The sequence below is a fragment of the Geobacillus sp. C56-T3 genome (assembly GCF_000092445.1).
Taxonomy (GTDB): domain Bacteria; phylum Bacillota; class Bacilli; order Bacillales; family Anoxybacillaceae; genus Geobacillus; species Geobacillus thermoleovorans.
The window spans coordinates 1,538,308-1,563,427 of record NC_014206.1; the positions used below are offsets into that span (position 1 = coordinate 1,538,308).

Sequence of the window (25,120 nt, forward strand, 5' to 3'; positions counted from 1 at the left end):
AGATCGGGGGAAAGGATATGGCGAGAACCTTTTCATTGGCCCATTTGACGGTGCTCGGCTGCCCGCCGCCGGAGATGGCGCATATTGCCGCCCGGGCAGGGTATGATTACGTCAGTTTTCGGATCATCTACATGGGGCTGCCCGGCGAGCCAAACTATGCGTTGGCGGAAAATCCACAGCTGTTGCGTGAGACGAAAGCAGCGTTGCGGGAAACCGGCGTCAAGCTGCTGGATATTGAGCTGGCCCGCATTGATGCCGATACGGATCCAAAGCGGTATGAACCCGCCTTGGAAGTGGCGGCTGAACTGGGCGGCCGCCACGTCTTAAGCAGCATTTGGACGACCGACCGCAGTGTTTACATCGAGCGGTTTGCCGAGCTGTGCGAACTGGCGAAACCATACGGGTTGACGGTTGATTTGGAGTACGTGCCGATTGCGGCGGTGACGAATTTGGCAGGAGTCGTCGATGTGTTAAAGACGGTAAAGAAAGACAATGCTGGCGTTATGATTGATTTGCACCATTTTCATCGCGCCGGCGATTCGCCAGAAGCGTTGGAAGCCGTGCCGCGGGAATGGTTCCATTTTCTCCATCTTTGCGACGCGCCGGGCGAGATTCCGGCGTCAAAAGAAGAGATGACGAGAATTCTCCGCGAAGAGCGGCTGTACATCGGCGAAGGCGGGATTGATATTGCCGGCATTGTCCGTCGCATTCCGGAAGTTCCCTGCTCGATCGAGCTGCCAAACATCAAGCGTGTAAAGGAATTGGGCTATGAAGAACATGCGCGCCGTTGCCTGCAGTCGGCGAAAGACTATTTTGCTCGTCATGTCACGGAGCAAAGCGATCTATCGGCGTGATCGATAAACAGAGGTATGGCAGCGCTTCCGACACAGGAGGCTGCCATATGCACATTAGAAATTATCAGAAAGTTTTATATATTAATTCCATTTATAGGGATAAATTCCTAGATCATTTGGTTGTTTCCCGCATGACCGGCCGCGGTCGAGAGAGAACAGAATGGCCTGCGGCAAAACGGGAATGCGGGTTCAACATACAACACGATGCCAGCCGGTTGATCCGTTCGCGTTCGGCTGCATCAACCATTGCACTATAGAGGAAAGAAGGGGGAAAAAGTAATGAAAAAGATGTTGGTGTTGTTGTTTGTCTGCCTGTTGGTGCTTGCGGGGTGCTCATCCAAATCCGAGCCGCAAGGGGGCGGCGCGGCGAAGAAAGCTGAACCGAAAGTGATGAAAATGGCCGTCGCGACATCGAAGGATCGTTCGCTGACGAAAGGATTGTACAAATTTGCGGAAATCGTGGAAAAAGAAACAAACGGCTCGATCAAAGTGGAAGTGTACCCGGATGGCCAGCTCGGGGGAGACGTAGCTGTGTTTGAAGCGCTGAAGATGGGCACGATTCAAGGATCGACGATGTCGACCGGTCCGATCGCTTCGTTTGCTCCGCGCATCGGGGTGCTAGACTTGCCGTTTTTATTCAAAGATCGGGAAACCGCTTACAAAGTGCTGGATGGGAAAATCGGCCAAGATTTGCTCAACGATTTGCCGTCTGTCGGCGTGATCGGTTTGAACTATTGGGAAAACGGCTTCCGTCATTTGACGAACAATAAGCGGGAAGTCAAAAGTGTGGATGACATTAAAGGATTGAAAATTCGGACGTTGGAAAATGACCTTCATATTGACTTGTGGAAAGAGTTAGGAGCCACTCCGGTGCCGATGGCATTCACGGAGCTGTTCACCGCTTTGGAGCAGCACGTAGTGGACGGGCAAGAAAACCCGGTCGGGAATGTGGCGATCAATAAGTTTTACGAAGTGCAAAAATATTTGACGAAAACCGGCCACGTCTACAATGCGAGTCCGCTGCTCATCAGCAAAAAGTTTTGGGACACGTTGACGGACAAGGAAAAAGACATCATCAAAAAAGCCGCGGAAGAAGCGAGAGACTATCAGCGCAAGCTGAACCAAGAAGAAGATGAGAAAATGTTCGACTATTTGAAGCAGCAAGGCATGGTCATTACCGAACTCTCTCCGGAGGAGAAGCAAAAATTTGTGGAAAAAGTGCAGCCCATCTATCAAAAATATGCACCGAAATTCGGCCAAGATCTCGTGAACGAATTGATTAACGCAGGGAAATAACCGAATGGCAAACGACTCTTAAGGGACATCCCCCTTAAGAGTCCTTCCATTCTTGCAGACTTGGAGGGAACAGCGATGAAAAAGATCGGAGCCGTTCTGGAGAAGGCGCTGAACGCCTTAATGGCGTTCTGTCTCGCGTTTATGTCCATTCTTGTATTCGGCAACGTCGTGCTCCGCTATGCATTTAACTCCGGCATCACGTGGTCGGAAGAAATGGCGCGTTTTCTGTTCATTTGGATGTCGTTTTTAGGCGCTGTCGGTGCTTTGAAAGACAACGACCATCTAGGCGTCGACACATTGGTGAGAAAGCTGCCGACTGGCGCCAAGCGCGTCGTGTTTGTCATCAGCAATGTGATCGTGCTGTACGTTCTTTATTTGCTTTTGGATGGAAGCTGGAAGATGACGATGAGCGGCTTGGAAAGCAAAGCTCCGGCGACCGGGCTGCCGATGGCGTTCATCTACGGGACCGGGCTTGTTGTGAGCATCGGCATGGGCCTTATCATTTTGTACCATTTGTATCAAGCGCTGTTTCGCCCCGGAGCGATTGAGGAGCTGACGAGAATGAAAGAATCGGAAGAAGAAATCATGGCGGCCGCTCCCGTCGAGCACGAAGCGGCAGAACTGGCTCTTGGGCGAACGCAAGGCGCTGCTGGAGGTGAGCGGTAAATGGCGTTGGTCGTGTTTATCGGATCGCTGTTAGGAGTCATGGCGCTCGGGATGCCGATCGCGTTTGCGCTCTTGGTCAGCGGCGTCGCCTTGATGTTTTATTTGGACATTTTTGATACGCAAATCATCGCGCAAAATTTAATCAGCGGCGCGGACAGCTTTCCTCTGATGGCGATTCCGTTCTTTATGCTCGCTGGGGAGCTGATGAACGCCGGCGGCATTTCGAAGCGGATCATCCGCTTTGCCATGGCGCTTGTCGGCCATATCCGCGGCGGGCTGGGGTATGTCGCTATTATCGCGAGCGTGCTGTTTGCCGGCTTGTCGGGTTCGGCGGTGGCCGACACGGCGGCGCTTGGGGCCATTCTCATCCCGATGATGGTGAAAGCTGGATACAACCGCAACCGTTCAGCCGGCCTCATCGCCGCCGGCGGCATCATCGCGCCGATCATCCCGCCGAGCATTCCGATGATCATTTTCGGGGTCACAAGCGGCGTGTCGATCACGAAGCTGTTTATGGCCGGCATTGTTCCGGGGATTTTGCTTGGAATTTCACTGGCCCTCTGTTGGTGGTGGGTGACGCGCAGGGATCAAGTCGAGGTGCTCCCGCGCCAGTCGGCAAAAGAAATTTGGCGGGCGACCCGCGAGGCGTTTTGGGCGCTGCTGCTGCCGGTGATCATTGTCGGCGGGCTGCGCGGAGGGGTGTTTACGCCGACCGAGGCGGCGGTGGTGGCCGCGTTTTACGCCTTGATTGTCGGCTTGTGCATTTACCGTGAGCTGAAGGTGAAAGACTTGTTCCACGTGCTCGTGGCCGCGGCGAAAACGACAAGCGTCGTCATGTTTTTGGTGGCGGCGGCCATGGTGTCGGCCTGGCTCATTACGGTCGCCAACATTCCGGCGATCGTTACAGATGTGCTTGCGCCGTTTATCGATCATCCGTTGGCGCTGCTTTTGGCCATTAACGCGTTGGTGCTGTTGGTCGGAACGGCGATGGATTTGACGCCGACAGTGCTCATTTTGACGCCGGTGCTGATGCCGATTATCGAAAAAGCGGGAATCGACCCGGTGTACTTCGGGGTGCTGTTTATCTTAAACAACTGCATCGGGCTGCTCACGCCGCCGGTCGGCACAGTGCTGAACGTCGCCTGCGGGGTGGCGAAAATCAACATGGAAGACATCATGAAAGGGGTTTGGCCGTTTTTGCTTGTGGAGACGCTTCTGTTGCTTTTGTTGATTTTCTTCCCGTCTCTCGTCACTGTGCCGCTCGGATGGTTTACGGGGCATTGATCCAAACTTGATCTTGGAAGGACAGAAGTCATTGCGAGAAAAGGTAGGTCCGAGAGCCGCTGTCGAGGCTTCGGACCATTGTTTTGAATGTCGCTAGTGCAATCTCACATCATTCGGCAGCGAACTGATGAAAAAGCGCCTCCATCCGGCTTGCTCATCGCTCGGGTGAAGGCGCTCCTAGCTTGTTTATCACGCTTTGATGTGTGGGATGACTGTTCTTTGAGCTGCTTCAGGCTTTGGGATCGGCTCGATCGGCTCCAAATCGGTTAGAAAAAAGATATAACTGAAAATGCCGGCGAGCAAAATGAGCGCCGCGACGAGAAACGCGTACATGAACGAGCCGGTCGCTTGAACGATGAACCCCGTCACGATCGGTGCGACAATCGCCATCGAGTTGTTGCCGAACGTCAACAGGCCGGTCAACGTCCCGACCGTGCCGGTCGGCGCAATAAATGTAGGAATGCTGTAGGCAATCGAGGACGTGATGACTAGGCCGCCGAGCGCAATCGAAATGCAAAGGATCGCGATGTTTGGGTTTGTCGTGAAAGCGGCGCCGATGACGGACAGCCCAAGCAGCATGCCGATGATCAAAAACGTTTTTCGCACGCGCGTTGAATGTCCTCCTTTGTTGATGAGCCGATCGATGAGCCATCCGCCGATCGCGATCTCTGAAATCGTGCCGACGATCCACGGAATCGAGGCGTACCAGCCTGATTTCAGCACCGACATGTGCATTTCCGTCGCCAAATAGCCGGGAAGCCACGTGAGAAACAAAAACCACGAGTAGCCATACGCAGCAAACCCGATCAATGTCGCCCATACTTTTTTCTTCGTCAGCAAATACCGAATCGTCTCCCAAACGTTTCCAGATATTTCGTCCGGCTTTTGCGCTCCGCCTTGGACGATGTAGTTGTACTCTTCTTTCGACAACCGTTTGTCTTCATGCGGGTCGCGGTATGTCACCCAGAAAATGACGGCGTAAACCAAGCTGAGCACCGCGGTTGTATAAAAACCGGCCCGCCATCCCCATTCAGTGATGATCCACGCGATGATCGGAGTGCCGATGGCGTTCGACAGCTTTGATTGGGCATCATAAAGGGAAATCGCGGTGGCGCGCTCATGGCGAGGGAACCATTGCCCGACTGCTTTGGCGGCTGCCGGGAAGTACGGCGCTTCTCCGATGCCCAAGAAAACGCGTGACAACATGACAATCCCTTGGCCGCTGGCGATGGCAGTCAAAAAGCACGCCACCGTCCAAATGATCGTGCCAATGCGCGTCACCCATTTGACGCCGATTTTATCCAATATAACGCCGGCCGGGATTTGCAAAATGGCATAAGACCAAGCAAACGCAGACAGCAAAATGCCGAGCTGTCCGGGCGTGAGGCCGAACTCTTTCGCCAGCGGCTGAATGCCGACGGACATGTTGATGCGGTCGAAATAGTTGATAATGACTCCTAAGGCGATCAAAAACGCAATCGCCCAGCGGCGTTTGTTCTTCATCACGGTTCACCATCCTTGTGTTGATGCGGGAAAACGCATACAGTGTTAGAGAGAAAAAATAGCGAGTTCCCTTTCAATGGACATCGCGTTTCGATGTTTCATCATCCCATGAAATGATCGATTCCCCAATGTTCGCTGATCATCCCCTTTCTTTGTTCCATTATGTGTAACTCATTTTCTATAAATGGAATTCTTGAATGGATTATAACAAAGTTCGCTCTCGTTTGTCCATAACTTGTTGAAAAATTTGAACTGTTTATGCAATCCGTTCAGACAATGGACGGACAGGAAGACGGGCCCAAAGCAGCATGTGTCTTCGCTCAGACGTTTGAATATAAGAAGAGGCTTCGCCGCCCTTTCCCTTGTTGAAACTGAAAAGGAAGGAAACGCGAAAAAAAGCTTGAACGGCGGTGACCGAAGATGCTAAAATGGGAGTAAGGTTCCGATGAAAGAAATTTAATTCCGTTGAACGGAACATAAGGAAGGGGGGAGACAAACAGTTGAAGGAAGAAAAAAAGCACGAGGCCGGATTGCGTACGGTGCAGCGGGCCATTGACATCTTGTATTGTTTTACCCTTGAGGAACAAGAGCTATCACTCACGGAAATTGCGAAAAAGATTTCGCTTCCTAAATCGACGACAACGCGCTTGCTCGCTACGCTGGAGCAAAACCGCTTGGTTGTCAAAGATCCGGAGACGTTAAAGTACCGTCTTGGACAAGGATTGTACTATTTAGGATATATTGCCGGCAAATCGATTGAAGTGCGGGAAATCGCGCGGCCTGTGATGGAGCGGCTGCGCGATGAGACGCGGGAGACGGTGAACTTATACGTGCTGGAACAAGATGCCCGCGTTTGCGTCGAACAGTGCGAGGGGCTTCAGGCGCTCCGTCATATGGTGAGAATCGGCGAGCGGCTGCCGCTTTGGGCGGGGGCGGGAGGAAAAGTATTGTTGGCATACCAATCGCCCGTCTTTCAAGAGCGAATTTTCGCGCAAGTGCCGACAAAGGAACGCTTGGCTCGTCTGGCGGCGGAGCTTGAGGTGATTCGGGCGCGCGGCGTTGCGTCTAGCGTCGATGAACGGGAAGTCGGCTCTGCGGCCGTTGCGGCGCCGATTTTCAATATCCGTGGGGAAGTTAGCGCCTGCTTGTCCATCTCCGGGCCGACGCATCGGTTTACGCCGGACGTGCTCGAGAAGTTCGAAACGATCGTGAAAGAAGGAGCACAAGCGATTTCAGAAAAACTAGGTTATCGACCATAAGGGGGAGAGCATATGGCGATTTCAAAACGCGCCGTCCGTGTGCGCAATGTCTTGATCGGGGGAGATGAGCCGTGCATTTGCGCCCCGGTCGTTGGAGCGGACGCGGAGCAAGTGTTAGAGGAAACAAGGCAAATCAGCGCGAAAAAGCCGCATCTGATTGAATGGCGTGCGGACTTTTTCCAGGCGATTCAGGACGAACAGCAAGTGGCGGCAACGGCGAGAGAGATGCGGGCGATCGCCGGAGACATCCCGATTTTGTTTACGGTTCGTTCCGAACTGGAGGGCGGCCGACCGATTTCCTTGACAGAAGAGGAAAAGCTGCGGTTGTTTGAAACAGTGTGCCAAAGCGGCGCGATCGATTTGCTTGATTACGAGCTTGTCCATGAGCCGCATGTCCCCGCTGTCCGAGAGCTGACGCGCCGCTATGGGGTGCGTCTCGTTTTGTCCTATCATAATTTTGATTGTACGCCATCTAAGGAAGAACTTGTCGCCAAAATGCGCCAAGTTGAGCAACATGGTGCCGATATCGCCAAAGTGGCGGTCATGCCAACATCGCGACAAGACGTTCTTGACTTGTTGCAAGCGACCGAGGAGGCGCGGCAGGGGTTGGAGATCCCGCTCATTACGATGTCGATGGGAGGATTGGGCGCCATCACTCGTTTGGTCGGGGGATTGTTCGGTTCGGCCGTCACGTTTGCCGTTGGCCAACAAAGCTCAGCTCCGGGGCAAATTCCCATTGAAGAAGTCAGAGATGTGTTGTCGGTCATCATGAAATACAGCTAATAATTGGACCTTTGGGGGAGGAGAGCATCATGGGTCGTTTGCCGTTGGAAGGCGTCAAAGTGCTCGATGTTTCAACGATGATCGCGGCGCCGTTTGGTGCGGTATTGCTCGGCGATTTTGGCGCCGATGTTGTGAAAGTGGAGCTGCCGGGGAAAGGGGACACATTGCGCCATGTCGGGCCGTTTAAGGATGGAGAACCGCTTCGCTGGCCGGGGTTGGCGCGCAATAAGCGGTCGCTCACGTTGGATTTGCGCAAAGAAGAAGGAATGAACATTTTCAAACAACTTGTCCGCCACGTCGATATTGTCATTGAAAATTTCCGTCCCGGCACGCTCGAAAAATGGGGCGGCGGATATGAAGAGCTGAAGCGGATCAATCCGAGGTTGGTGATGATTCGCGTCTCGGGCTACGGGCAAACGGGTCCGTTTCGCGAGAAAGCCGGATTCGGCACACCGGCGACGGCGTTCAGTGGGTTTACGTATTTGCAAGGGTATCCGGACCGTCCGCCGGTCAGCCCATCGTTTTCGTTGACGGATTACATTACCGGCATTTATGTGGCGTTTGCGGCGGTGACGGCCATTTACCACCGCGATGTCCATCCGAATGGCGAAGGGCAGATGGTCGATATCGGTCTTTACGAATCGGTGTTCCGCATGATGGAGTTTTTGGTGGCGGAATATGACCAATTAGGCAAAGTGCGCGAGCGGTCGCCGGGATTGTCCGGCCATTCGAGCCCGGCGGGCACGTTTATGACGAAAGACGGGCATTGGGTCGTGCTCGTCACAAGCACCGATTCGACGTTCGAGCGGCTCGCGAAAGCGATGGGGCGGGAAGATATGTTGACGGATGAGAAATTTTGCACAAACGAACGGCGGCTCGCCCATCATGAAGAGACAAACGGCATCGTCGCCGACTGGATCCGCACGAAGACGCGCGATGAATTGCTCCGCATTTTGGATGAGCATGGCGTGCCGGTCAGCCCGATTTTGAGCATTAAAGATATTTTTGAACACCCGCATTACCAAGCGAGGGAAAACATCATCGAAGTCGCCCATCCACGCCTTGGCAAAATTAAAATGCCCGGCATTGTGCCGAAATTCGAAAAAACGCCAGGCGCCATCCGCCGCATCGCTCCGGATTTAGGCGAGCATACCGAAGAGATTTTGCAAACGATGCTTGGCATGTCCAAGGAAGACATTGAGCGGTTGAGAGAAAACGAGATCATATGAATGAGCGAATGGCTGCGGCTTTCCGCCTTCCCGGCTCTTTGCCTTGTGCGAGGCTGCCGGGTTTTTTGTTTCGAAGTTTGTTTTCCCGGCAGCCCACGCCTTGCATTGACACTGCTTGCCGCCAGCCTTTATACTTTTGATAGGTGAAAGCGACGGTAAAGCAGGTGATTCGAACGGTGTCAGATAAAAAGCGTTCCCGCGTAACGCTCGAGCAAGTCGCCAAACACGCCGGCGTGTCGCGGGCGACCGCTTCGCTTGTCGTCCGCGGGAGTCCGAATATTTCGAAAGAAACGCGGGAAAAAGTGCTCCAAGCGATGAAAGAGCTTGGCTACGTCTATGACCGCGTGGCGGCCAATTTGCGTTCGCAGCGTTCATCGACGGTCGGGCTGATCATTACGGAGCTTGACAACCCGTTTTTTTCCGAACTGCTTGTTGGCGTCCACGAGGCGCTTGATCAGGAAGGATATACCGTCATTTTAGGCACGACGTTTGACCGGCCGGAAAAGCAAGACGCCTTGTTGTCGACGATGCTGGAGCATCGGGTTGGCGGTGTGATCATGAGCCCGGTTCCAGGATGTTCAACCGAGATGCTCGAGCGGCTTCGGCAATGGGACATCCCCGTCGTATTGTTCGCCCGCGAAGAGCTTCCGCCCGGGTTGTTTGATTATATTGGGATTGACAATGTTGCCGGCGGGCGGATGGCGGTCGAGCATTTGCTCGAACGCGGCCATCGGCGCATCGCCTTTATCGGCGGTTCCCCACAGTCGTCCGTATGGAAGGCGCGCCGGGCAGGATACGGCGACGCCTTGCGCACAGCAGGCATTGAGGTGGATGACACGCTGCTTGTGCCATCGGCGACGACAAGGCAAGGCGGGCGAATGGCGGCCAAACGCGTGTTGCAGCAACCAAACCCGCCGACAGCGCTCTTTTGTTACAACGATGTCGTCGCGTTCGGCGCAATGCTTGGCTTAAAAGAGGAAGGGATCGTTCCGGGGCGTGACATTGCGGTCGTCGGCTTTGACAACATTCAAGAATCCGCGCTGTTTCAACCGCCGCTAACGACGGTGGCTGCATTCCCAGAAAAGATCGGTGCGTACGCAGCGCGGCGATTGCACGAACGCATGAAAGGGGATGACGGCGAGCCGAAACGGACGATTTTGCATCCGGAACTCGTTATCCGCCAGTCTTCCGGAAAGAGAGAGTAAAAAGAGGTGAAGCAACGTGGAGAGGCAAACCGCCATCCCGCTCCGCGAGCGAAACATCATTTTGATCGGCTTTATGGGAGCGGGGAAAACAACGATCGGGCAGCTCGTGGCAAAGAAGCTATACCGCGACTTTATCGATGTCGATGCAGAAATCGAGCGGCGGCACGGGATGTCGATTCCGGAGATGTTCGCGCAAAAAGGGGAAGCGTACTTTCGACAGGTCGAGCGGGAGCTGATCGTCGATTTGTGCACGAATACGAGGTTGAAAATCCTTTCGCTTGGCGGCGGCGCGTATTTGCAGGAAGACGTGCGGCGCGCCTGTTTGGCTCATGGCATCGTCTTTTTCCTTGACTTGTCGTGGGAGCATTGGAAGGAAGAGCGGCTGCCGCTCATTGTCGACAGCCGCCCAGTGTTGAAAAACAAAACGTTGGAAGAAGTGGAGCAGCTCTTTTTCCAACGTCAATCGGCCTATGCGCTTCATCATTCCCGCGTTGTGATCAATGAATTAGAAGCGGAGCAGGCGGCGAAACAAATCGTCGACTCCATCAAATGGACGTGGGACGTGTATGAGCCGAATCGCTAAGGAGGCATGTTGGCGGGCGGGCAAGCTCCTGGCAAGGGGCTTGCTTTTTTTTTTTTTTTTCGCTATGGTTTGAAGGGTGATGGACCGCATAGGAAAATTCGCTCATTCTTGCTGGACAATCCTTCCTTCTGTTATAAGGAAAATAGGGAGGGAACGGGGAGAGTGGGGAGATGGAGAAGCGGGTGTTCAGTTGGCTTTATGTGTATCTTGTCTTGGCGGTGTTGCTTCTGTCCGCCCCGTATTGGCTTTGGTGGCTGAAGCCGGAAACGAAGCTCGATTTGCTTATCGTCGATCACACCGTGCCGGATCGGTCGTACCGCGAGCATCAAGGGCTTATTTGGCTGCTCAATCAGCAAAAATATGTTCACGACAACGGGAAGCGGTATGAGACGGCGCGTGATTATGCCGGGTTTGTGCCGAAAAAAGAGGGAACGTACGACGTGCGGCCGTTTCCAAAGGCGATGGCCCGGTATGATGCTGTTTATATCGCCGACACGTACGGTGTATATGAAGAAGAGTTCATCCGAAAGCGAACGGACGGGGCGCGGTCGGCGAAAGTGCACGGCGGGCTTGATGAGGAGGAGATGAAGGCGCTTTGGCAGTTTGCCCGCCAAGGCGGGAAAACGTTGATCGCCGAGTTCAACTCGATGGCCCATCCGACGGAAAAAGAGGTGCGCGCATCGTTTGCGCAGTTGTTTGGCCTTGAGTGGACCGGTTGGATCGGCCGCTATTTTCCGGATTTGGGAAGCCGAGAAGTGCCGGTGTGGGTGAGAGAAAACTACGAAGCGCAATACGGAAAACGGTTTGCGTTTCGCGGCTCGGGCATGGTGTTGGTGGATGAAACGGATCGGCTCCTTGTCCTTGACCGGCGCGATATAGGGACGGACGGTGTCGTGTTTTCGTCTACAAAAGCAGGGGAAGCGCAGTGGGGAAAGAGCGTGCGGGCGCCGTATTCGTACTGGTTTGACATCGTCACGCCGATCGACGGGCGCGGGGTGCTGGCGACATACACGCTGTCGCTTTCCGAACGCGGCAAAGAGAAGCTGCGGGCGATCGGGCTGCCGTTTTCCTTTCCGGCCGTTGTCCGTCACGAGGCGCGGACGTATCAGTCGTACTATTTTTGCGGCGATTACGCCGATCAAGGAGAATTGCCGTCCGTTTACCAGACGGTCGGGCTGGATGTGTGGCGCAAATGGACGGCGGGCAACCGTCCGGATGATGGCACGGCGTTTTATTGGAAGGCGTATGTGCCGATGATGAAGGCGATATTGCGGGAAACGAAGACATATAAAGAGGAAGGGAAGCCGCGGGCCGCTGTTCAAACGGCGGAACAGGCCGGCATCCGCCTGGCGGGAACGGTCGGGCGCGACTACCTTCAAGTATACCGCAACGGGCGCTGGGAGCCGCTGTTGATCAAAGGAGTCAACCTCGGCATCAGCAAACCCGGCGCCTTCCCTGGGGAAACGAAGATTACCAAAGAGGAATATTTCCGCTGGCTGCAGTACATCGGGGCGATGGGCGCGAACGCCATCCGCGTCTATACGATCCACCCGCCGGCTTTTTACGAAGCGCTTTACGAGTACAATCAAATAGCGAAGCAGCCGCTTTATTTGTTTCACGGCGTCTGGATCGATGAAGCGGCGATGCTTCGCACGAAGGATGTGTGGGCGCCTGCAGTGAACGAGGCGTTTCACACCGAGATCCGCCGCACGATCGACATCGTTCACGGCAGCGCTCGCATTGCGAAACGGCCGGGGCATGCCGGCGGGGTGTACCGATACGATCTTTCCCCATACGTTCTCGGTTGGATTTTCGGTGTCGAATGGGATCCGGAAGTGGTGGCGGCAACGAACAAGAAACACCATAAGCAGGGCGACTACCGCGGCGCTTACATTTATACGAAAGGGGCGAGTCCGTTTGAAGTGTGGCTGGCCCGCGCGATCGACGGAGCGGTGGCGTATGAAACGGAAACATATGGCTGGCAGCGGCCGGTCAGTTTCACGAACTGGGCGACGACCGATCCCCTTCGCCATCCGGCCGAGCCGCTTGTCAAAGAAGATCTTGTCTCCGTCAACCCGAATGTGATGCATGCCACCGACAAGCTGCACACCGGGCTGTTTGCGTCATACCACATTTATCCGTATTACCCTGACTTTTTGAATCGTGAGGAAAAGTACGTCAGCTATGTTGACCAACGCGGCGAGAACAACAGCTATGCTGGCTACTTGCATGAGCTGAAGGCGGTGCACCGGATGCCGATTTTGGTCGCCGAATTCGGCGTTCCTTCTTCACGGGGCATGGCGCACCGGAACGTGAACGGGAAAAACCAAGGATTTTTGTCGGAACAAGAACAAGGGTCAATCGACCGCAAGCTGTTTGAGGACATCGTTCATGAGCGAATGGCCGGCGGGCTGTTGTTTTCCTGGCAGGATGAGTGGTTCAAGCGGACGTGGAACACGATGGATTATGACAACCCGGATAGGCGGCCGTTTTGGCTGAACGCGCAGACGAACGAACAACATTTTGGGCTGCTTCGGTTTGAGCCGGGCCCGAGCGCGGCCGCGATGATCAAGGTGGACGGACGGAAAGACGATTGGACGTTCAACGGAATCCGGCCGGCCTGGACGGATGGCAAGCGGGCGCTGTACGTCACAAGCGATGAAGGGTATTTGTATGTGCGGCTTGACAGCGGGCGCATCACCGATGACACTACGACATACATCGCGTTTGACACGATCCCGAACCAAGGGCAATCGCGCCTGCCAGGTCTTTTTGACGTCCGGACAGCGGGAATTGACTTTGCCTTGGTCATCCATGGAAAACAGAGCGCCCGGCTGCTTGTCGACAGCTACTATGACACGTTTTACTACCATTACGGCAAAGGGCTGCACATGATGCCGGCGGCGCCGTACGCCAGCGGGAAAGATAACGGCGTCTACCACCCGATTCGCCTGACGTTGAACAAAAAATTGGAAGAAGCCCGCGGCAAGGCCGTGCCGTTCGACTCATATGAAACAGGGGTGTTGCGGTTTGGCACGGCCAACCCCGACGATGCGGCGTACGATTCGCTCACGGATATCAGTGTAAGCCGCGATGGCGATATGTATCCGCCTGCCATGGGCGCTCTTCAATGTCACCGACCCGAGCCGGCGCGAGGTGATGGGCGACATGTGGTCGAAAGGCGGGCTCAAAAGCCGTGTCATCGTTGAAGGCATTCGCCTTGGTTTGTACGTTGAGGATGGAGACGATTCGTTTTCTTTCCCAGCCATGAACGGGGACGTGCTGCCAGCGGAGCGATTTTATGAGTATGCGTGGCCGGTGTGGGAGGCGCCGCGCTATCATGAGCGGCTGAAACGGTCGTATGAGATGATGAAAGAGGCGTTTTCGCGTGTGAACATCGCAAAGCAGCAGGGAGCGGAATAAAAAAGGGAAAAACGTTTGCCTCCATTCGACATCACCATGATTCATCAAAGTGGGCGCCTGTTCAAAAAAGAATCCGTCTCGAGTAAAACGGGCGAGAAACGAAATAGAGAAGCCAAACCGACCGTCAAGCAGGAAAGTGCCGGCGGTCGGTTTGACTTTTTTCGTTTTTAAGAGATTTCGTTTTGTCCAGCTCGGGAACGGAGTTTTCGCTCATGTTGGAGGGTTTTGCGGGCGAGGAAGTCGACGGTTTCCTGCGTTTCTGACCATTCAAGACGCCAATAGTTCATTTTCGTTTCTAAACGTTCAAATCGAGCGTCGGTGCGTTTTTCCAGATCCATAAGCTTTTGATGCAACCGGTCTTCCGTCTCGCGGATTTTGGCATACAGCCGATTTTCTGTATCTTGGATCTCCGCGCGCAGCCGGCTTTCCGTGTCTTGAATTTCAGCACGCAGTCGGCTTTCCGTATCTTGGATTTCGGTGCGCAGCCGATCTTCCATTTCCTTCATTTGTTGTTGGATTTTATCGGAATGCAAGTCAAGCGCCTTTAAAATTTGCTGCACGATCGTGGCTCCTTCCACACGATTCACCCCCTTTCCCCTTTATCATAGCACATGACTGCGGTCAGCGAAATGAAAACCTTGTCCATTCGCTCTATTTTTTCACCAAACTTTCACCAACACTATGTAACGTAACGGTAGGAGACAAAGAACATGACGGAAAGGGAGAGTCGATGAAGAAAATACAATGGAAATGGGATGGATGGATTACGGCGATCATGGCTTGGTCAGCTTTTTTGCACTTCTATCAAATTGGAAACAGCGGTTCCAATGTGTATTATACGGCGGCGGCGAAAAGCATGGCTGCAAGTTGGAAGGCGTTTTTCTTCGCCGCGCTTGATCCGGAGGGATTCATTACCGTCGATAAGCCGCCGGTGGCGCTTTGGCTGCAGGCGTTGAGCGCGAAAGTGTTCGGGGTCAGCGACTTTAGTGTGCTGCTTCCGGAAGCGTTGGCAGGCGTTGCTTCGACCTGGATGATATATGTGATCGTCAAGCCGTGGGCAGGTCGGGCAGCGGGGCGCTGGGCAAGCTTCATTTTTTCCTGCACCCCGGTGTTTGTTGCCGTGGCGCGTACGAACAACATTGATGCCGTATTGGTGTTTACGCTGCTTGTCGCTGTTTGGATGTTGATGAAGGCCGTCATGACCAAGCGGCTGGCATGGTTGATCGGCAGTTTTGCGGTCGTTGGTGTTGGGTTTAATATGAAAATGCTGCAGGCGTACATGGTGCTGCCGGCGTTTTATTTGTTCTATTGGATGGCGGCGAAAACACCTTGGAAAAAACGGATGGGCCATTTGGCGATGGCCACAGTTGTGCTGCTTTCCGTTTCCCTTTCGTATGCGGGAGCTGTCGCTTTGATTCCGGCCGATAAACGTCCGTACATTGGCGGCAGCAAAACAAATTCGGTGTTGGAGCTGGCCCTTGGGTATAACGGCATTGAACGGCTGACGGGGGAGGCCGGGCCGGGCGGCAGGATGGGGACGGATTTTAATTGGAGAGAGAGGTTGACAGAAACGAGCGGCATAACTGCACCGCCAAACGGTGGAGAGAATGGCGCATTTCCTTCAGAAGCAGCGCCACCTTCGATGTCCGGAGCGCCAGGAGCCCCTCCTTCTGCTCCAGGAGGCGGCATGGGCGGCATCGGCCGCGGAGAGATTGGCGATCCCGGCGTTTTTCGGCTGTTCCAACTTCCTTTAGCCGGACAAGCGAGTTGGCTGCTGCCGTTTGTTATGGTGGTAGCTGTCGGATGGGTGGCTGATGTATGGCGCCGCCGCCAAATAACGTTGTTTCATCGTTTCTTGCTCTTTTGGCTTGCTTGGCTTGGACCGATGATGGTGTTTTTCAGCATCGCCGGGTTTTACCATCGTTACTATTTAAGTATGCTGGCTCCGGCGATTGCGGTGTTGGTGGGAGCAGGAGGAAAGATGCTCGCTCCGTTTGGAATCGGTGAACGTCGAATGTCATGGCTGCTTCCGACGGCTCTTTTGGCCACTTATGCGTTTGACATATGGATCGCTTGGCAATACAACCACTCATTGTCGGCCGTGTGGCCGATGGCGGTCGGATTTTATGGGCTCGCGATGGTTTGCCTCTGGTTGGCGATGGAAGGGCGCGAGCGCTGGCAGCGAATCGTCTATGCGGCCGCGCTGTTTGGTTTGCTTGTGCTGCCGGCGTATTGGTCACTCACACCTGTGTTGTACGGAACAAACAGCACGATTCCATATGCAGGGCCCGATTTGCGTCGGGAAGGAGGCGCCATGCTGACTGCAGGGATGCCGGCGGGGCAGGACGGGCGCTGGCGGCAAGGGCAAAACACTGCGCGGTCGGATGAGGGGATTGAGCATCGAGACAATCATTCATTGGCCGCCTTGGTGGCTTATTTAGAGCAACATGCTGGAAAAGCAAAATACTTGGCCGCGACCATTCGAGCAACCGAAGCGGCGGAGATGATGCTTCATACCGACCGCGCGGTGATGGCGATGGGTGGGTTTGGGGGAGCCGATCCAGTGTTGACCCCCGGGAAGCTGGAGAAGATGGTCCAAAACGGCGAAGTGAAGTATTTCCTTCTCTCCGGAGAGGGACAGGGCAACAATGAGCTAGTGCAATGGATCCAAACGCATTGCAAAGAAGTGCCGTCGTCACAATGGGGGGATGGGCAAAGCGCGGCCATCGGCGGCATGGGCCGCGGTGGGATGACGCTGTACGTGTATAACGGCTAGCCATCCGGTGCTCGAGTATTTTTGCGAATGCAGTTCATAACGTTTTTCCACTTGCAAAGGGAGCGCCGCACGGTCTTTCCACGAGATTATGAGATGTCGCACGGGAAAAGCTGTGCCGCCATCGCGAAGGTGCAAAAACGATGCGGTTTGGAGCGCTCTTTTTTCGGAGAGCAAAGCGAAAAGCGTGTGTAAGCTGCCCTTTCGCAGAAAAAACGCAAGAAGCGAACAAGGAGGGAGCAGGCATGGCGACGTATTCTGTCATTATCCCTGTGTATAACGAGGCGCCTGTTATCCGCGAGACGCACCGGCGGCTGAAAGCGGTGATGGAGCAGACGGACGGGCCGTATGAGCTGTTGTTTGTTAACGACGGCAGCACGGATGAGACGCTGGATATCTTGAAGGAATTAGCCGTGAAGGATGACACAGTGAAGTACATTGACTTTTCCCGCAACTTCGGCCATCAAATCGCCATTACCGCGGGGATGGACTATGCCTCCGGACAAGCCATCATCGTGATTGACGCCGATTTGCAAGATCCACCTGAGCTCATTTTGGAGATGATCAAGCGCTGGAAGGAAGGGTATGAAGTGGTGTATGCTCGGCGCGTCAAGCGGAAGGGTGAGACAGTGTTCAAAAGATGGACAGCGTATGTGTTTTATCGGCTGTTGCGGGCGGCGACCGAAATCGACATTCCGGTCGATACGGGCGATTTTCGCCTCATTGACCGGAAGGTGTGCGATCAGCTACGCTATATGAGGGAGCGAAGCCGTTTTGTCCGGGGGCTGGTGAGCTGGGTCGGCTTCCGGCAGACGGCGGTTGAATACGAGCGAGAGCCGCGTTTCGCCGGCGAGACGAAATACCCGCTCAAAAACATGATTCGGTTTTCGCTTGATGGCATCACCTCGTTTTCATACAAGCCGCTGAAGCTGGCCAGTTTGCTTGGCTTTTTGTTGTCGGCGGCGAGCGCCATTGGCATCATTGTCGTTCTTTACTTAAAGTGGTTCACCCACTCAACGGTCACCGGTTGGGCGTCGCTTTTGATCGCCATGCTTCTTTGCAACGGGGTGACACTGCTCATGCTCGGTGTGATTGGAGAGTATATCGGCCGCATTTTTGATGAAGTGAAAGAGCGTCCGCTTTATGTCATCAATGAAACGTGGGGAGTTAGGACGAAACATGAACGAAAGCCTTCATACATTTCGTAAAGAAAAACAAACCGTATGGCGATTTGCCATCGTCGGGGTAAGCAATACCGCGGTGGACTTCGCCGTCTTTTTTCTGTTGACTGCCGCAGGCGCTCCGGCGGCGGCCGCCCAAGTCGTTTCCTACGGTGCCGGAATGGCGAACAGCTACATTTGGAATCGGCTATGGACGTTTCAAGTGAAACGAAAGGCGAACATCGGGGAATTGTTGCGTTTTCTTGTCGTCAACGGGTTGTCGCTTGGCGTGTCGCTTGGCGTTTTGCTTGCAACGGAACGGCTCACGCCGCTTTGGCTGGCGAAAATGGCGGCGACGATAGCCGGGATGGCGGTGAATTTTATCGGCAGCCGCTATTGGGTGTTTGTGGAAAAAAATGATTTGGATGATTTCGATCTGCGCTGACATGTTAAGGAGAATTGGGTTGCATCCTAAAAGAGCGCTTAGGAATGATGAAAAAAAGCGAACCTGGTACAAAGCATTGAAGTGAAACAAGCCTCTTCGCCCACAAAGGCAGAAGAGGCTTTTGTGTTATTTTTCTTCGCCCGTTCAATCATCAGTTTAAACGCTGCTTGAAGAGATACACAACTAATTTGTGAATTCGCTGGAAATCAAACAATGTCCACGCGACATCAAATCAATTTCTCATTCCCGGTCTGTAAGCACGGACAAAGCACTTCGATTCGTTGCTGATCCTAATTGTGTTATGTGGTCGATCGTTTCGCCATTTGATTCATACATCGATAACGGGCCAAATAGTGGGCTTTCTTGCTCGCATGTCTGTAAAGAAGAAGCCCGCGTCTAGTTTGGCTTTACTCGCGAATTTGCCCCGTCCCGTACACGAGCGATTTTGTCGTCGTGATGGCGACAAGCCCCATCGGACCGCGGGCGTGCAGCTTTTGTGTGCTGATGCCGATTTCCGCTCCGTAGCCGAACTGTTCGCCGTCCGTGAAGCGGGTGGAGGCGTTATGGTACAAGACAGCCGCGTCGACCGCTTGGAAAAAGCGGCGGACGTTCGCCTCGTTTTCCGTGATGATCGCTTCCGAGTGCTTCGTTCCGTAACGGCGGATATGGGCAATCGCCTCATCGACATCGGCGACGAGCTTAACCGCTAAAATCGGCGCCAAATATTCCGCATGCCAGTCGTCTTCCGTCGCCAGCTTGATGAACGGATACGATGACGCGAGGCGGTCGTCGCCGCGCAGCTCGACGTTGCGGGCGTGAAGCGTCTCAAGCAAGTCGTCGGCATATGGCCAACGCTCATGGATGAGCACCGTTTCGACGGCGTTGCAGACGGACGGCCGCTGCAATTTGGCGTTCAGGACGATGTCGATCGCCATTTGCCGCTCGGCTGATTCGTCGATGAACATATGACAGTTGCCGACGCCGGTTTCAAGCACTGGCACGGTGGCGTTTTCGACGACCGAGCGGATGAGCCCGGCTCCGCCGCGCGGGATGAGAACGTCCAAATACTCGTTCAGGCGAAACATGTGCTGGGCCGTTTCCCGGCTTGTGTCTTCGAGCAGTTCAATCGCCGTTTCCGGAACGGTCGTCGTGCGGAGCGCCTCTTTCATGACGCGAACGAGCGCTTTGTTCGAATGAAGCGCTGATGTGCTGCCGCGAAGCAAAACCGCGTTGCCCGTTTTCAAGCAAAGGCTCGCCGCATCGACCGTCACGTTCGGGCGCGCTTCGTACACCATGCCAATGACCCCAAGCGGCACGCGCACCGTTTGGATGCGAAGCCCGTTCGGCCGCGTCCACTCTGCGATGATTTCTCCAACCGGGTCAGGAAGCGAGGCGACTTGGCGGACGCCGTCGATGATTTGGTCCAGGCGTTCATTTGTGAGTTGGAGCCGGTCAAGCAAAGCCGGTGACAGCCCTTGTTTGCAGCCTTGGGCCATATCTTTCTCGTTTTCTTGCAAAATGAAGGCGCGTTCGCGGTCAAGGGTTTGGGCGATCTGTTCCAACGCCGCATTTTTTTCCTCCGCTGACAGCATGGCGAGCGTTTGTGAGGCGGTTTTCAACCGTTCGGCTTTTTCGAGCAGTTCGCTCATTTCGATACACTCTCCTTTCGCAACGTGACCCAATTGTCGCGGTGGATGACTTCCGGGCGGTGAAGGTAGGAATATTGCCGAGCTTCCTCGCTTGGAAGTCCTTTCACTTTCTCTAAATCGGCGGCGGCATAATACACTTGGCCGCGTCCGATCGTGATCCCTTTTTCATTGACGACATCCACGACATCCATGGCGTGAAAATCGCCGGAAACAGCTGTTACGCCAGCGGGGAGCAAACTTTTCCCACGCATAAGCAACGCTTCCTCAGCCCCGCTGTCGACCGTGACCGTGCCGGCGACAGGAGCATGATAAGCAATCCATTGTTTGCGCATTTGCATTTGTTTCGGAAACGGAGCGCCGATGTACGTGCCGTCTCCTTTTCCAGCTAAAATATCAGCCAGTTTTTCTTTGCCGCTCCCTGCGCCGATGAACACGCTGACGCCAAACGAGAGTGCTTTTCGAGCCGCGAGAAGCTTCGAGCGCATCCCGCCGGTGCCGACGGCTGAACCGATGCCGCCGGCGGCTTCGATCATCTCATCGGTGATTTCCGGCAAAAAGGCGTATTTTTTCGCCTGCGGATTCGTTTTCGGATTGGCGTCATACAACCCGTTAATGTCCGTAAGCAAAATGAGCGCATCAGCGTGCAAAAAGCCGGCGACAAGCGCCGAAAGCATGTCATTGTCGCCAAATGTCAATTCCTCGATGGAAACGGAGTCGTTTTCATTAATGATCGGCACGGCGCCGTTCTCAAGCAGTGTGGTGATCGTGGCAAACAAGTTGCGGAACCGCTCGCGGCTGTAAAAGTCGCTGCGCGTCAACAACAGCTGAGCGGCCGTAAAGCCGAATTGGGCGAACGCCGAGCTGTACGCCTGCATGAGCAAACTTTGCCCGACGGCCGCGGCCGCCTGTTTCCCGGCGATTGTCGTCGGGCGCGCCGGGTAGCCTAAAGGTCCGAAACCAGCGGCGACAGCGCCGGACGTGATGAGAATGACGTCATGGCCGAGCTGTTTGAGATAAGCGATCGCCTCAACGTGATCGAACAGCTTGTCATGGCAAAGGCCGCCTTTCGGATCGGTGAGCGAACTGCTGCCGATTTTGATCACCACGCGCTGCCGTTTCATCGCGTTCCTCCCTCCTTTGCGTGTTGAATGGCATGAGTTGGATTGCCTAGCCGTCCTGCGAAGCGGCCGGCCAATAAAAAACGCTTTTCCTCCTTTTTTGCAAAAGGACGGAAAAGCGTTCCGCGGTACCACCTTTTTTGGCGCACAAAGCGCCCCCTCTAGCCTGTAACGCAGGCGTGCGGCTTATGTTTGCATAAGCGGCCGTCTAGGGCAGGTTCAACCGGCTTCCCGCGAGGAACCTTCCAGCCTGTGGGTTCCACTCTCTGGCGCGTTCCCTCGGTTTACTAATCCCGTGCCGTTCTCGTTGTTTCATTGTCAAGGATAGACTTGCGATTTATAATTTGTAAGAAATTATGACGCCAAATGCTCCGGTTGTCAAGAGGAGCGGCTGATTTTTCTGACTCGTTTTCGCGGAGTAGATCATGAAAACGCATTCGGAATAAAGGTAATTGTCTTTTTATTAGAAAAAGTGGTACAATACTAGCAACCTAGCAATCTGCACGATGGAGGGACCAGGACATGAAAAAGCGGCGTAGCGACATGATCAAAAAAGGATTCGACCGCGCCCCGCACCGGAGTTTGTTGCGGGCGGCCGGCGTGAAAGAGGAGGATTTTGACAAACCGTTCATCGCGGTTGTCAACTCGTACATCGACATTATTCCGGGGCACGTTCACTTGCAAGAGTTTGGGAGAATCGTGAAAGAAGCGATTCGCGAAGCAGGCGGCGTGCCGTTTGAAATGAACACGATCGGCGTTGATGACGGCATCGCCATGGGGCATATCGGGATGCGCTATTCGCTTCCGAGCCGGGAAATCATCGCTGATTCGATCGAAACGGTCATCTCGGCGCACTGGTTTGACGGCATGGTATGCATTCCGAACTGCGACAAAATTACGCCAGGGATGATGATGGCGGCGATGCGGCTCAACATCCCGACGATTTTCGTCAGCGGCGGGCCGATGAAAGCTGGTGTGACGAAAGACGGGCGGAAAATTTCGCTCTCGTCCGTGTTTGAAGGGGTCGGGGCGTATTTAGGCGGAACGCTCGATGAGAAAGGGCTCGAAGAACTCGAACGCTACGGCTGTCCGACGTGCGGATCGTGTTCGGGCATGTTTACGGCCAACTCCATGAACTGTCTCGCTGAAGCGCTCGGGCTCGCTTTGCCAGGCAACGGCACCATTTTGGCGGTTGACCCAGCGCGCAAAGAGCTTGTCCGCCAATCGGCAAAGCAGCTGATGTATTTGATCGAACATGACATCAAACCGCGCGACATCGTAACGGAAAAAGCGATCGACAACGCGTTCGCGCTCGATATGGCGCTCGGCGGCTCGACGAATACGGTGCTGCATACGCTTGCGATCGCCAACGAAGCCGGCATTGACTACTCGCTTGAGCGCATCAACGAAATCGCCGCGCGGGTGCCGCATTTGGCCAAACTTGCGCCGGCGTCGGATGTGCATTACATTGAAGACTTGCACGAAGCCGGCGGCGTCTCGGCGGTGTTGAACGAGCTGGCGAAAAAAGAAGGCACGCTTCATTTAGATACGCTGACCGTCACCGGCAAAACACTCGGTGAAAACATCGCCGGCTGCGAAGTGAAAAACTACGATGTCATCCGCCCGATTGACAACCCGTATTCGGAAACGGGAGGGCTCGCCATTTTGTTCGGCAACTTAGCGCCGGACGGCGCCGTCATCAAAACCGGCGCGGTCCAAGGCGGCATCACGCGCCATGAAGGTCCGGCGATCGTGTTTGATTCGCAGGAAGAGGCGCTTGAAGGCATCGCCAGCGGCAAAATCAAGCCGGGTCATGTCGTCGTCATCCGCTACGAAGGACCAAAAGGCGGCCCAGGGATGCCGGAAATGCTTGCGCCAACGTCGCAAATCGTCGGCATGGGGCTCGGTACGAAGGTAGCGCTTGTCACCGATGGCCGCTTTTCCGGCGCCTCACGCGGCTTGTCCGTCGGCCACGTTTCACCGGAAGCGGCGGAAGGCGGACCGATTGCTTTCATCCAAGACGGCGATATCATCGAGATCGATACGGTGAAACGAACGATCAACGTCAAGCTGTCCGATGAAGAGCTCGAACGCCGGAAAGCGAACTGGAAAGGCTTTGAACCAAAAGTGAAAACCGGGTATCTCGCCCGCTACTCGAAACACGTCACATCGGCGAGCACGGGGGGGATTATGAAGATTTAGCGGATTTCTGTAAGAGCGTTGTCCCCTTCCAAGCGCGCGAGGGACGCCATTAGACGATCAGGATCAAAGAGGCGGTTTTTCCGCCTCTTTCATTTATTTTGGAAAGGAGCGTCCATCGCCTCTTTTTTTACAGCTTTGTCGGTCTGAAAATATGTTGACATTTTCAAATATTTAGCCTATTTTAAAATTAGATATCATGAAAAAACTATATAACGTTTGTATAACGTTATATAGTTTTATATTTTCCATTTTTATGAAAGCGCTTTAAAAGAGGGGGCGGAAACGATGATTTTGCATGACATTGAGACGGCCGCACGCAGCAAACTGGAGGCAATCCAGCTTGTGAGGCTGCGGGCGACGGCGGAGCGTGTGTATGAGCGGGTGCCGTTTTACCGGCAACGGTTTGATGAAAAGGGAGTGAAGCCGGAGGATATTCGCACGCTTGAGGATGTACGCAAACTCCCGTTTACCACAAAGCGGGATTTGCGGGATCATTATCCGTTTGGCTTGCTCGCGGTGGATCTTTCCCAATGCGTCCGTGTACACGCATCAAGCGGCACAAGCGGCAAACCGACGGTGGTTGCTTACACGAAACAGGACATTGACCATTGGGCCGACATTGTGGCGCGGGCGATTGTCATCGCTGGCGGGAAACCGGGGGATGTGATTCACAACGCCTATGGATACGGGCTGTTTACCGGCGGCCTTGGACTGCATTATGGCAGCGAGCGGCTTGGGGCGGTGACGGTGCCGGTATCCGGAGGCAACACCGACCGGCAAGTGATGATCATTGAAGATTTTCAGCCGACCGTCATTTGCGCCACGCCGTCCTATGTATTGAACATTGCCGAGCGGATGAAAGAACTGGGCAAAGATCCGCGGCAAACATCGCTGAAATACGGCATCTTCGGTGCGGAACCGTGGTCCGAGGAAATGCGGCGCACGCTTGAAGAGACGTTTGATATGAAGGCATGTGACATTTACGGACTGAGTGAAGTGATCGGCCCGGGGGTGGCGATGGAGTGCCATGAAGCGCAAAACGGCCTCCATATCGCCGAGGACCATTTCCTTGTTGAAGTGATCGACCCGAAAACGCTCGAGCCGGTGGCGGAAGGGGAAGAAGGAGAGCTTGTTTTTACGAGCTTGACGAAAGAGGCGTTCCCGGTCATCCGCTACCGGACAGGCGATATCGCTTCCGTGACGAGAGAGCGTTGTGCTTGCGGGCGGACGACGGCGCGCATGTCGCGGGTCAAAGGGCGGGTTGATGATATGATCATCATCCGCGGCGTCAATGTGTTCCCGTCGGAAATTGAGCACTATCTGCTTCGCGTCTCGGAACTGGCTCCGCACTATCAGCTGCATCGTCTCCGCCACGGTCATTTGGAAGCGCTCGAGCTGCATGCGGAAGTGACCGATCGTTTTTACAGCGAGGTCGGCGGAGATTTGCAAAGCGAGCAGGCTGCTCTGCTTGCCCGGCGCATTCAGTCATTGTTGAAAACGCACTGTCTCATTTCGATTGACGTCCGTCTCCATTCGCCGAAAACGCTCCCGCGCTCGGAAGGGAAAGCGGTTCGCATCGTTGACCGCCGCCATCTTGAAGCGCCGCAATCCATCTGACTAGAGAAAGAAAAAAACGATTGCAAAATATATAACATTAAAATATAATAACGTTAAACAAACGTTATATA

Annotated in this window: 18 protein-coding genes and 1 pseudogene; 15 read left to right on the forward strand and 4 right to left on the reverse strand. The window is 54.4% G+C overall.

What is annotated here, in order from left to right; all coding sequences use genetic code 11:
* Positions 1–17 precede the first annotated feature (17 nt).
* The 4 genes from GC56T3_RS07795 to GC56T3_RS07810 all read left to right on the forward strand — a co-directional run bounded on the left by GC56T3_RS07795 (position 18) and on the right by GC56T3_RS07810 (position 4,100).
* Positions 18–854, forward strand: a complete 837-nt coding sequence (locus tag GC56T3_RS07795; protein WP_013145032.1) for a sugar phosphate isomerase/epimerase — start codon at positions 18–20, stop codon at positions 852–854.
* Positions 855–1,133: 279 nt separating this feature from the next.
* On the forward strand, positions 1,134–2,150 hold the full coding sequence (locus GC56T3_RS07800) for a TRAP transporter substrate-binding protein (RefSeq protein WP_013145033.1): 1,017 nt from the start codon (positions 1,134–1,136) through the stop codon (positions 2,148–2,150).
* 75 nt (positions 2,151–2,225) lie between these two features.
* Complete coding sequence (locus tag GC56T3_RS07805) at positions 2,226–2,816, forward strand: TRAP transporter small permease (RefSeq protein WP_013145034.1); 591 nt, start codon at positions 2,226–2,228, stop codon at positions 2,814–2,816.
* Positions 2,817–4,100, forward strand: coding sequence for a TRAP transporter large permease subunit (locus GC56T3_RS07810; protein WP_013145035.1), 1,284 nt, complete (start codon positions 2,817–2,819; stop codon positions 4,098–4,100). It begins immediately after the preceding gene.
* A gap of 189 nt (positions 4,101–4,289) precedes the next feature.
* On the opposite strand, the gene GC56T3_RS07815 is transcribed toward GC56T3_RS07810, so the two are convergent.
* Positions 4,290–5,603 carry an MFS transporter gene (locus GC56T3_RS07815; protein WP_013145036.1) on the reverse strand — a complete coding sequence of 438 codons (1,314 nt, stop codon included), beginning with the start codon at positions 5,601–5,603 and terminating at the stop codon, positions 4,290–4,292.
* 500 nt (positions 5,604–6,103) lie between these two features.
* Between GC56T3_RS07815 and GC56T3_RS07820 the strand changes: the two genes are divergently transcribed.
* The 6 genes and pseudogenes from GC56T3_RS07820 to GC56T3_RS07845 all read left to right on the forward strand — a co-directional run bounded on the left by GC56T3_RS07820 (position 6,104) and on the right by GC56T3_RS07845 (position 14,085).
* On the forward strand, positions 6,104–6,862 hold the full coding sequence (locus tag GC56T3_RS07820) for an IclR family transcriptional regulator (RefSeq protein WP_013145037.1): 759 nt from the start codon (positions 6,104–6,106) through the stop codon (positions 6,860–6,862).
* Between the two features lie 12 nt (positions 6,863–6,874).
* On the forward strand, positions 6,875–7,645 hold the full coding sequence (aroD, locus tag GC56T3_RS07825) for a type I 3-dehydroquinate dehydratase (protein ID WP_013145038.1): 771 nt from the start codon (positions 6,875–6,877) through the stop codon (positions 7,643–7,645).
* A 29-nt stretch (positions 7,646–7,674) separates the two neighbouring features.
* Positions 7,675–8,874 (forward strand): CaiB/BaiF CoA-transferase family protein, encoded by a 1,200-nt coding sequence (locus GC56T3_RS07830; protein ID WP_013145039.1) that lies wholly within the window; start codon positions 7,675–7,677, stop codon positions 8,872–8,874.
* 176 nt (positions 8,875–9,050) lie between these two features.
* A complete protein-coding gene (locus GC56T3_RS07835; RefSeq protein WP_013145040.1) occupies positions 9,051–10,079 on the forward strand; it encodes a LacI family DNA-binding transcriptional regulator in 1,029 nt (342 codons plus the stop codon).
* Positions 10,080–10,095: 16 nt separating this feature from the next.
* On the forward strand, positions 10,096–10,662 hold the full coding sequence (locus tag GC56T3_RS07840; protein ID WP_013145041.1) for a shikimate kinase: 567 nt from the start codon (positions 10,096–10,098) through the stop codon (positions 10,660–10,662).
* 170 nt (positions 10,663–10,832) lie between these two features.
* Positions 10,833–14,085, forward strand: a pseudogene (locus tag GC56T3_RS07845) (hypothetical protein).
* A 167-nt stretch (positions 14,086–14,252) separates the two neighbouring features.
* On the opposite strand, the gene GC56T3_RS07850 reads toward GC56T3_RS07845, so the two are convergent.
* On the reverse strand, positions 14,253–14,663 hold the full coding sequence (locus GC56T3_RS07850; RefSeq protein ID WP_013145042.1) for a hypothetical protein: 411 nt from the start codon (positions 14,661–14,663) through the stop codon (positions 14,253–14,255).
* Positions 14,664–14,815: 152 nt separating this feature from the next.
* Here GC56T3_RS07850 and GC56T3_RS07855 point away from each other — a divergent pair, with 152 nt between their 5' ends.
* The 3 genes from GC56T3_RS07855 to GC56T3_RS07865 all read left to right on the forward strand — a co-directional run bounded on the left by GC56T3_RS07855 (position 14,816) and on the right by GC56T3_RS07865 (position 18,463).
* Positions 14,816–16,861 (forward strand): glycosyltransferase family 39 protein, encoded by a 2,046-nt coding sequence (locus tag GC56T3_RS07855; protein WP_013145043.1) that lies wholly within the window; start codon positions 14,816–14,818, stop codon positions 16,859–16,861.
* Positions 16,862–17,103: 242 nt separating this feature from the next.
* A complete protein-coding gene (locus GC56T3_RS07860) occupies positions 17,104–18,066 on the forward strand; it encodes a glycosyltransferase family 2 protein (protein ID WP_013145044.1) in 963 nt (320 codons plus the stop codon).
* Complete coding sequence (locus tag GC56T3_RS07865) at positions 18,038–18,463, forward strand: GtrA family protein (RefSeq protein ID WP_013145045.1); 426 nt, start codon at positions 18,038–18,040, stop codon at positions 18,461–18,463. Before GC56T3_RS07860 ends, GC56T3_RS07865 begins: the two co-directional genes overlap by 29 nt.
* A gap of 407 nt (positions 18,464–18,870) precedes the next feature.
* On the opposite strand, the gene GC56T3_RS07870 is transcribed toward GC56T3_RS07865, so the two are convergent.
* The gene (locus GC56T3_RS07870) at positions 18,871–20,112 is read right to left on the reverse strand and encodes a glutamate-5-semialdehyde dehydrogenase (RefSeq protein ID WP_013145046.1); all 1,242 of its coding nucleotides are present in this window, start codon (positions 20,110–20,112) and stop codon (positions 18,871–18,873) included.
* On the reverse strand, positions 20,109–21,233 hold the full coding sequence (gene proB, locus GC56T3_RS07875; protein ID WP_013145047.1) for a glutamate 5-kinase: 1,125 nt from the start codon (positions 21,231–21,233) through the stop codon (positions 20,109–20,111). The genes GC56T3_RS07870 and proB overlap by 4 nt, the downstream gene beginning before the upstream one ends.
* 519 nt (positions 21,234–21,752) lie before the next feature.
* On the opposite strand from proB, the gene ilvD reads away from it, so the two are divergent.
* Positions 21,753–23,432, forward strand: coding sequence for a dihydroxy-acid dehydratase (gene ilvD, locus GC56T3_RS07880; protein ID WP_013145048.1), 1,680 nt, complete (start codon positions 21,753–21,755; stop codon positions 23,430–23,432).
* A 285-nt stretch (positions 23,433–23,717) separates the two neighbouring features.
* On the forward strand, positions 23,718–25,049 hold the full coding sequence (gene paaK, locus GC56T3_RS07885; protein ID WP_013145049.1) for a phenylacetate--CoA ligase PaaK: 1,332 nt from the start codon (positions 23,718–23,720) through the stop codon (positions 25,047–25,049).
* Positions 25,050–25,120 lie beyond the last annotated feature (71 nt).

Excerpts from the sequence above, each read along its gene's own strand:
- GC56T3_RS07795 (WP_013145032.1), top strand. The coding sequence starts at position 18 with ATGGCGAGAACCTTTTCATTGGCCCATTTGACGGTGCTCGGCTGCCCG.
- GC56T3_RS07800 (WP_013145033.1), top strand. The coding sequence starts at position 1,134 with ATGAAAAAGATGTTGGTGTTGTTGTTTGTCTGCCTGTTGGTGCTTGCG.
- GC56T3_RS07805 (WP_013145034.1), top strand. The coding sequence starts at position 2,226 with ATGAAAAAGATCGGAGCCGTTCTGGAGAAGGCGCTGAACGCCTTAATG.
- GC56T3_RS07810 (WP_013145035.1), top strand. The coding sequence starts at position 2,817 with ATGGCGTTGGTCGTGTTTATCGGATCGCTGTTAGGAGTCATGGCGCTC.
- GC56T3_RS07815 (WP_013145036.1), bottom strand. The coding sequence starts at position 5,603 with ATGAAGAACAAACGCCGCTGGGCGATTGCGTTTTTGATCGCCTTAGGA.
- aroD (WP_013145038.1), top strand. The coding sequence starts at position 6,875 with ATGGCGATTTCAAAACGCGCCGTCCGTGTGCGCAATGTCTTGATCGGG.
- GC56T3_RS07830 (WP_013145039.1), top strand. The coding sequence starts at position 7,675 with ATGGGTCGTTTGCCGTTGGAAGGCGTCAAAGTGCTCGATGTTTCAACG.
- GC56T3_RS07855 (WP_013145043.1), top strand. The coding sequence starts at position 14,816 with ATGAAGAAAATACAATGGAAATGGGATGGATGGATTACGGCGATCATG.
- GC56T3_RS07860 (WP_013145044.1), top strand. The coding sequence starts at position 17,104 with ATGGCGACGTATTCTGTCATTATCCCTGTGTATAACGAGGCGCCTGTT.
- GC56T3_RS07865 (WP_013145045.1), top strand. The coding sequence starts at position 18,038 with ATGAACGAAAGCCTTCATACATTTCGTAAAGAAAAACAAACCGTATGG.
- GC56T3_RS07870 (WP_013145046.1), bottom strand. The coding sequence starts at position 20,112 with ATGAGCGAACTGCTCGAAAAAGCCGAACGGTTGAAAACCGCCTCACAA.
- proB (WP_013145047.1), bottom strand. The coding sequence starts at position 21,233 with ATGAAACGGCAGCGCGTGGTGATCAAAATCGGCAGCAGTTCGCTCACC.
- ilvD (WP_013145048.1), top strand. The coding sequence starts at position 21,753 with ATGAAAAAGCGGCGTAGCGACATGATCAAAAAAGGATTCGACCGCGCC.
- paaK (WP_013145049.1), top strand. The coding sequence starts at position 23,718 with ATGATTTTGCATGACATTGAGACGGCCGCACGCAGCAAACTGGAGGCA.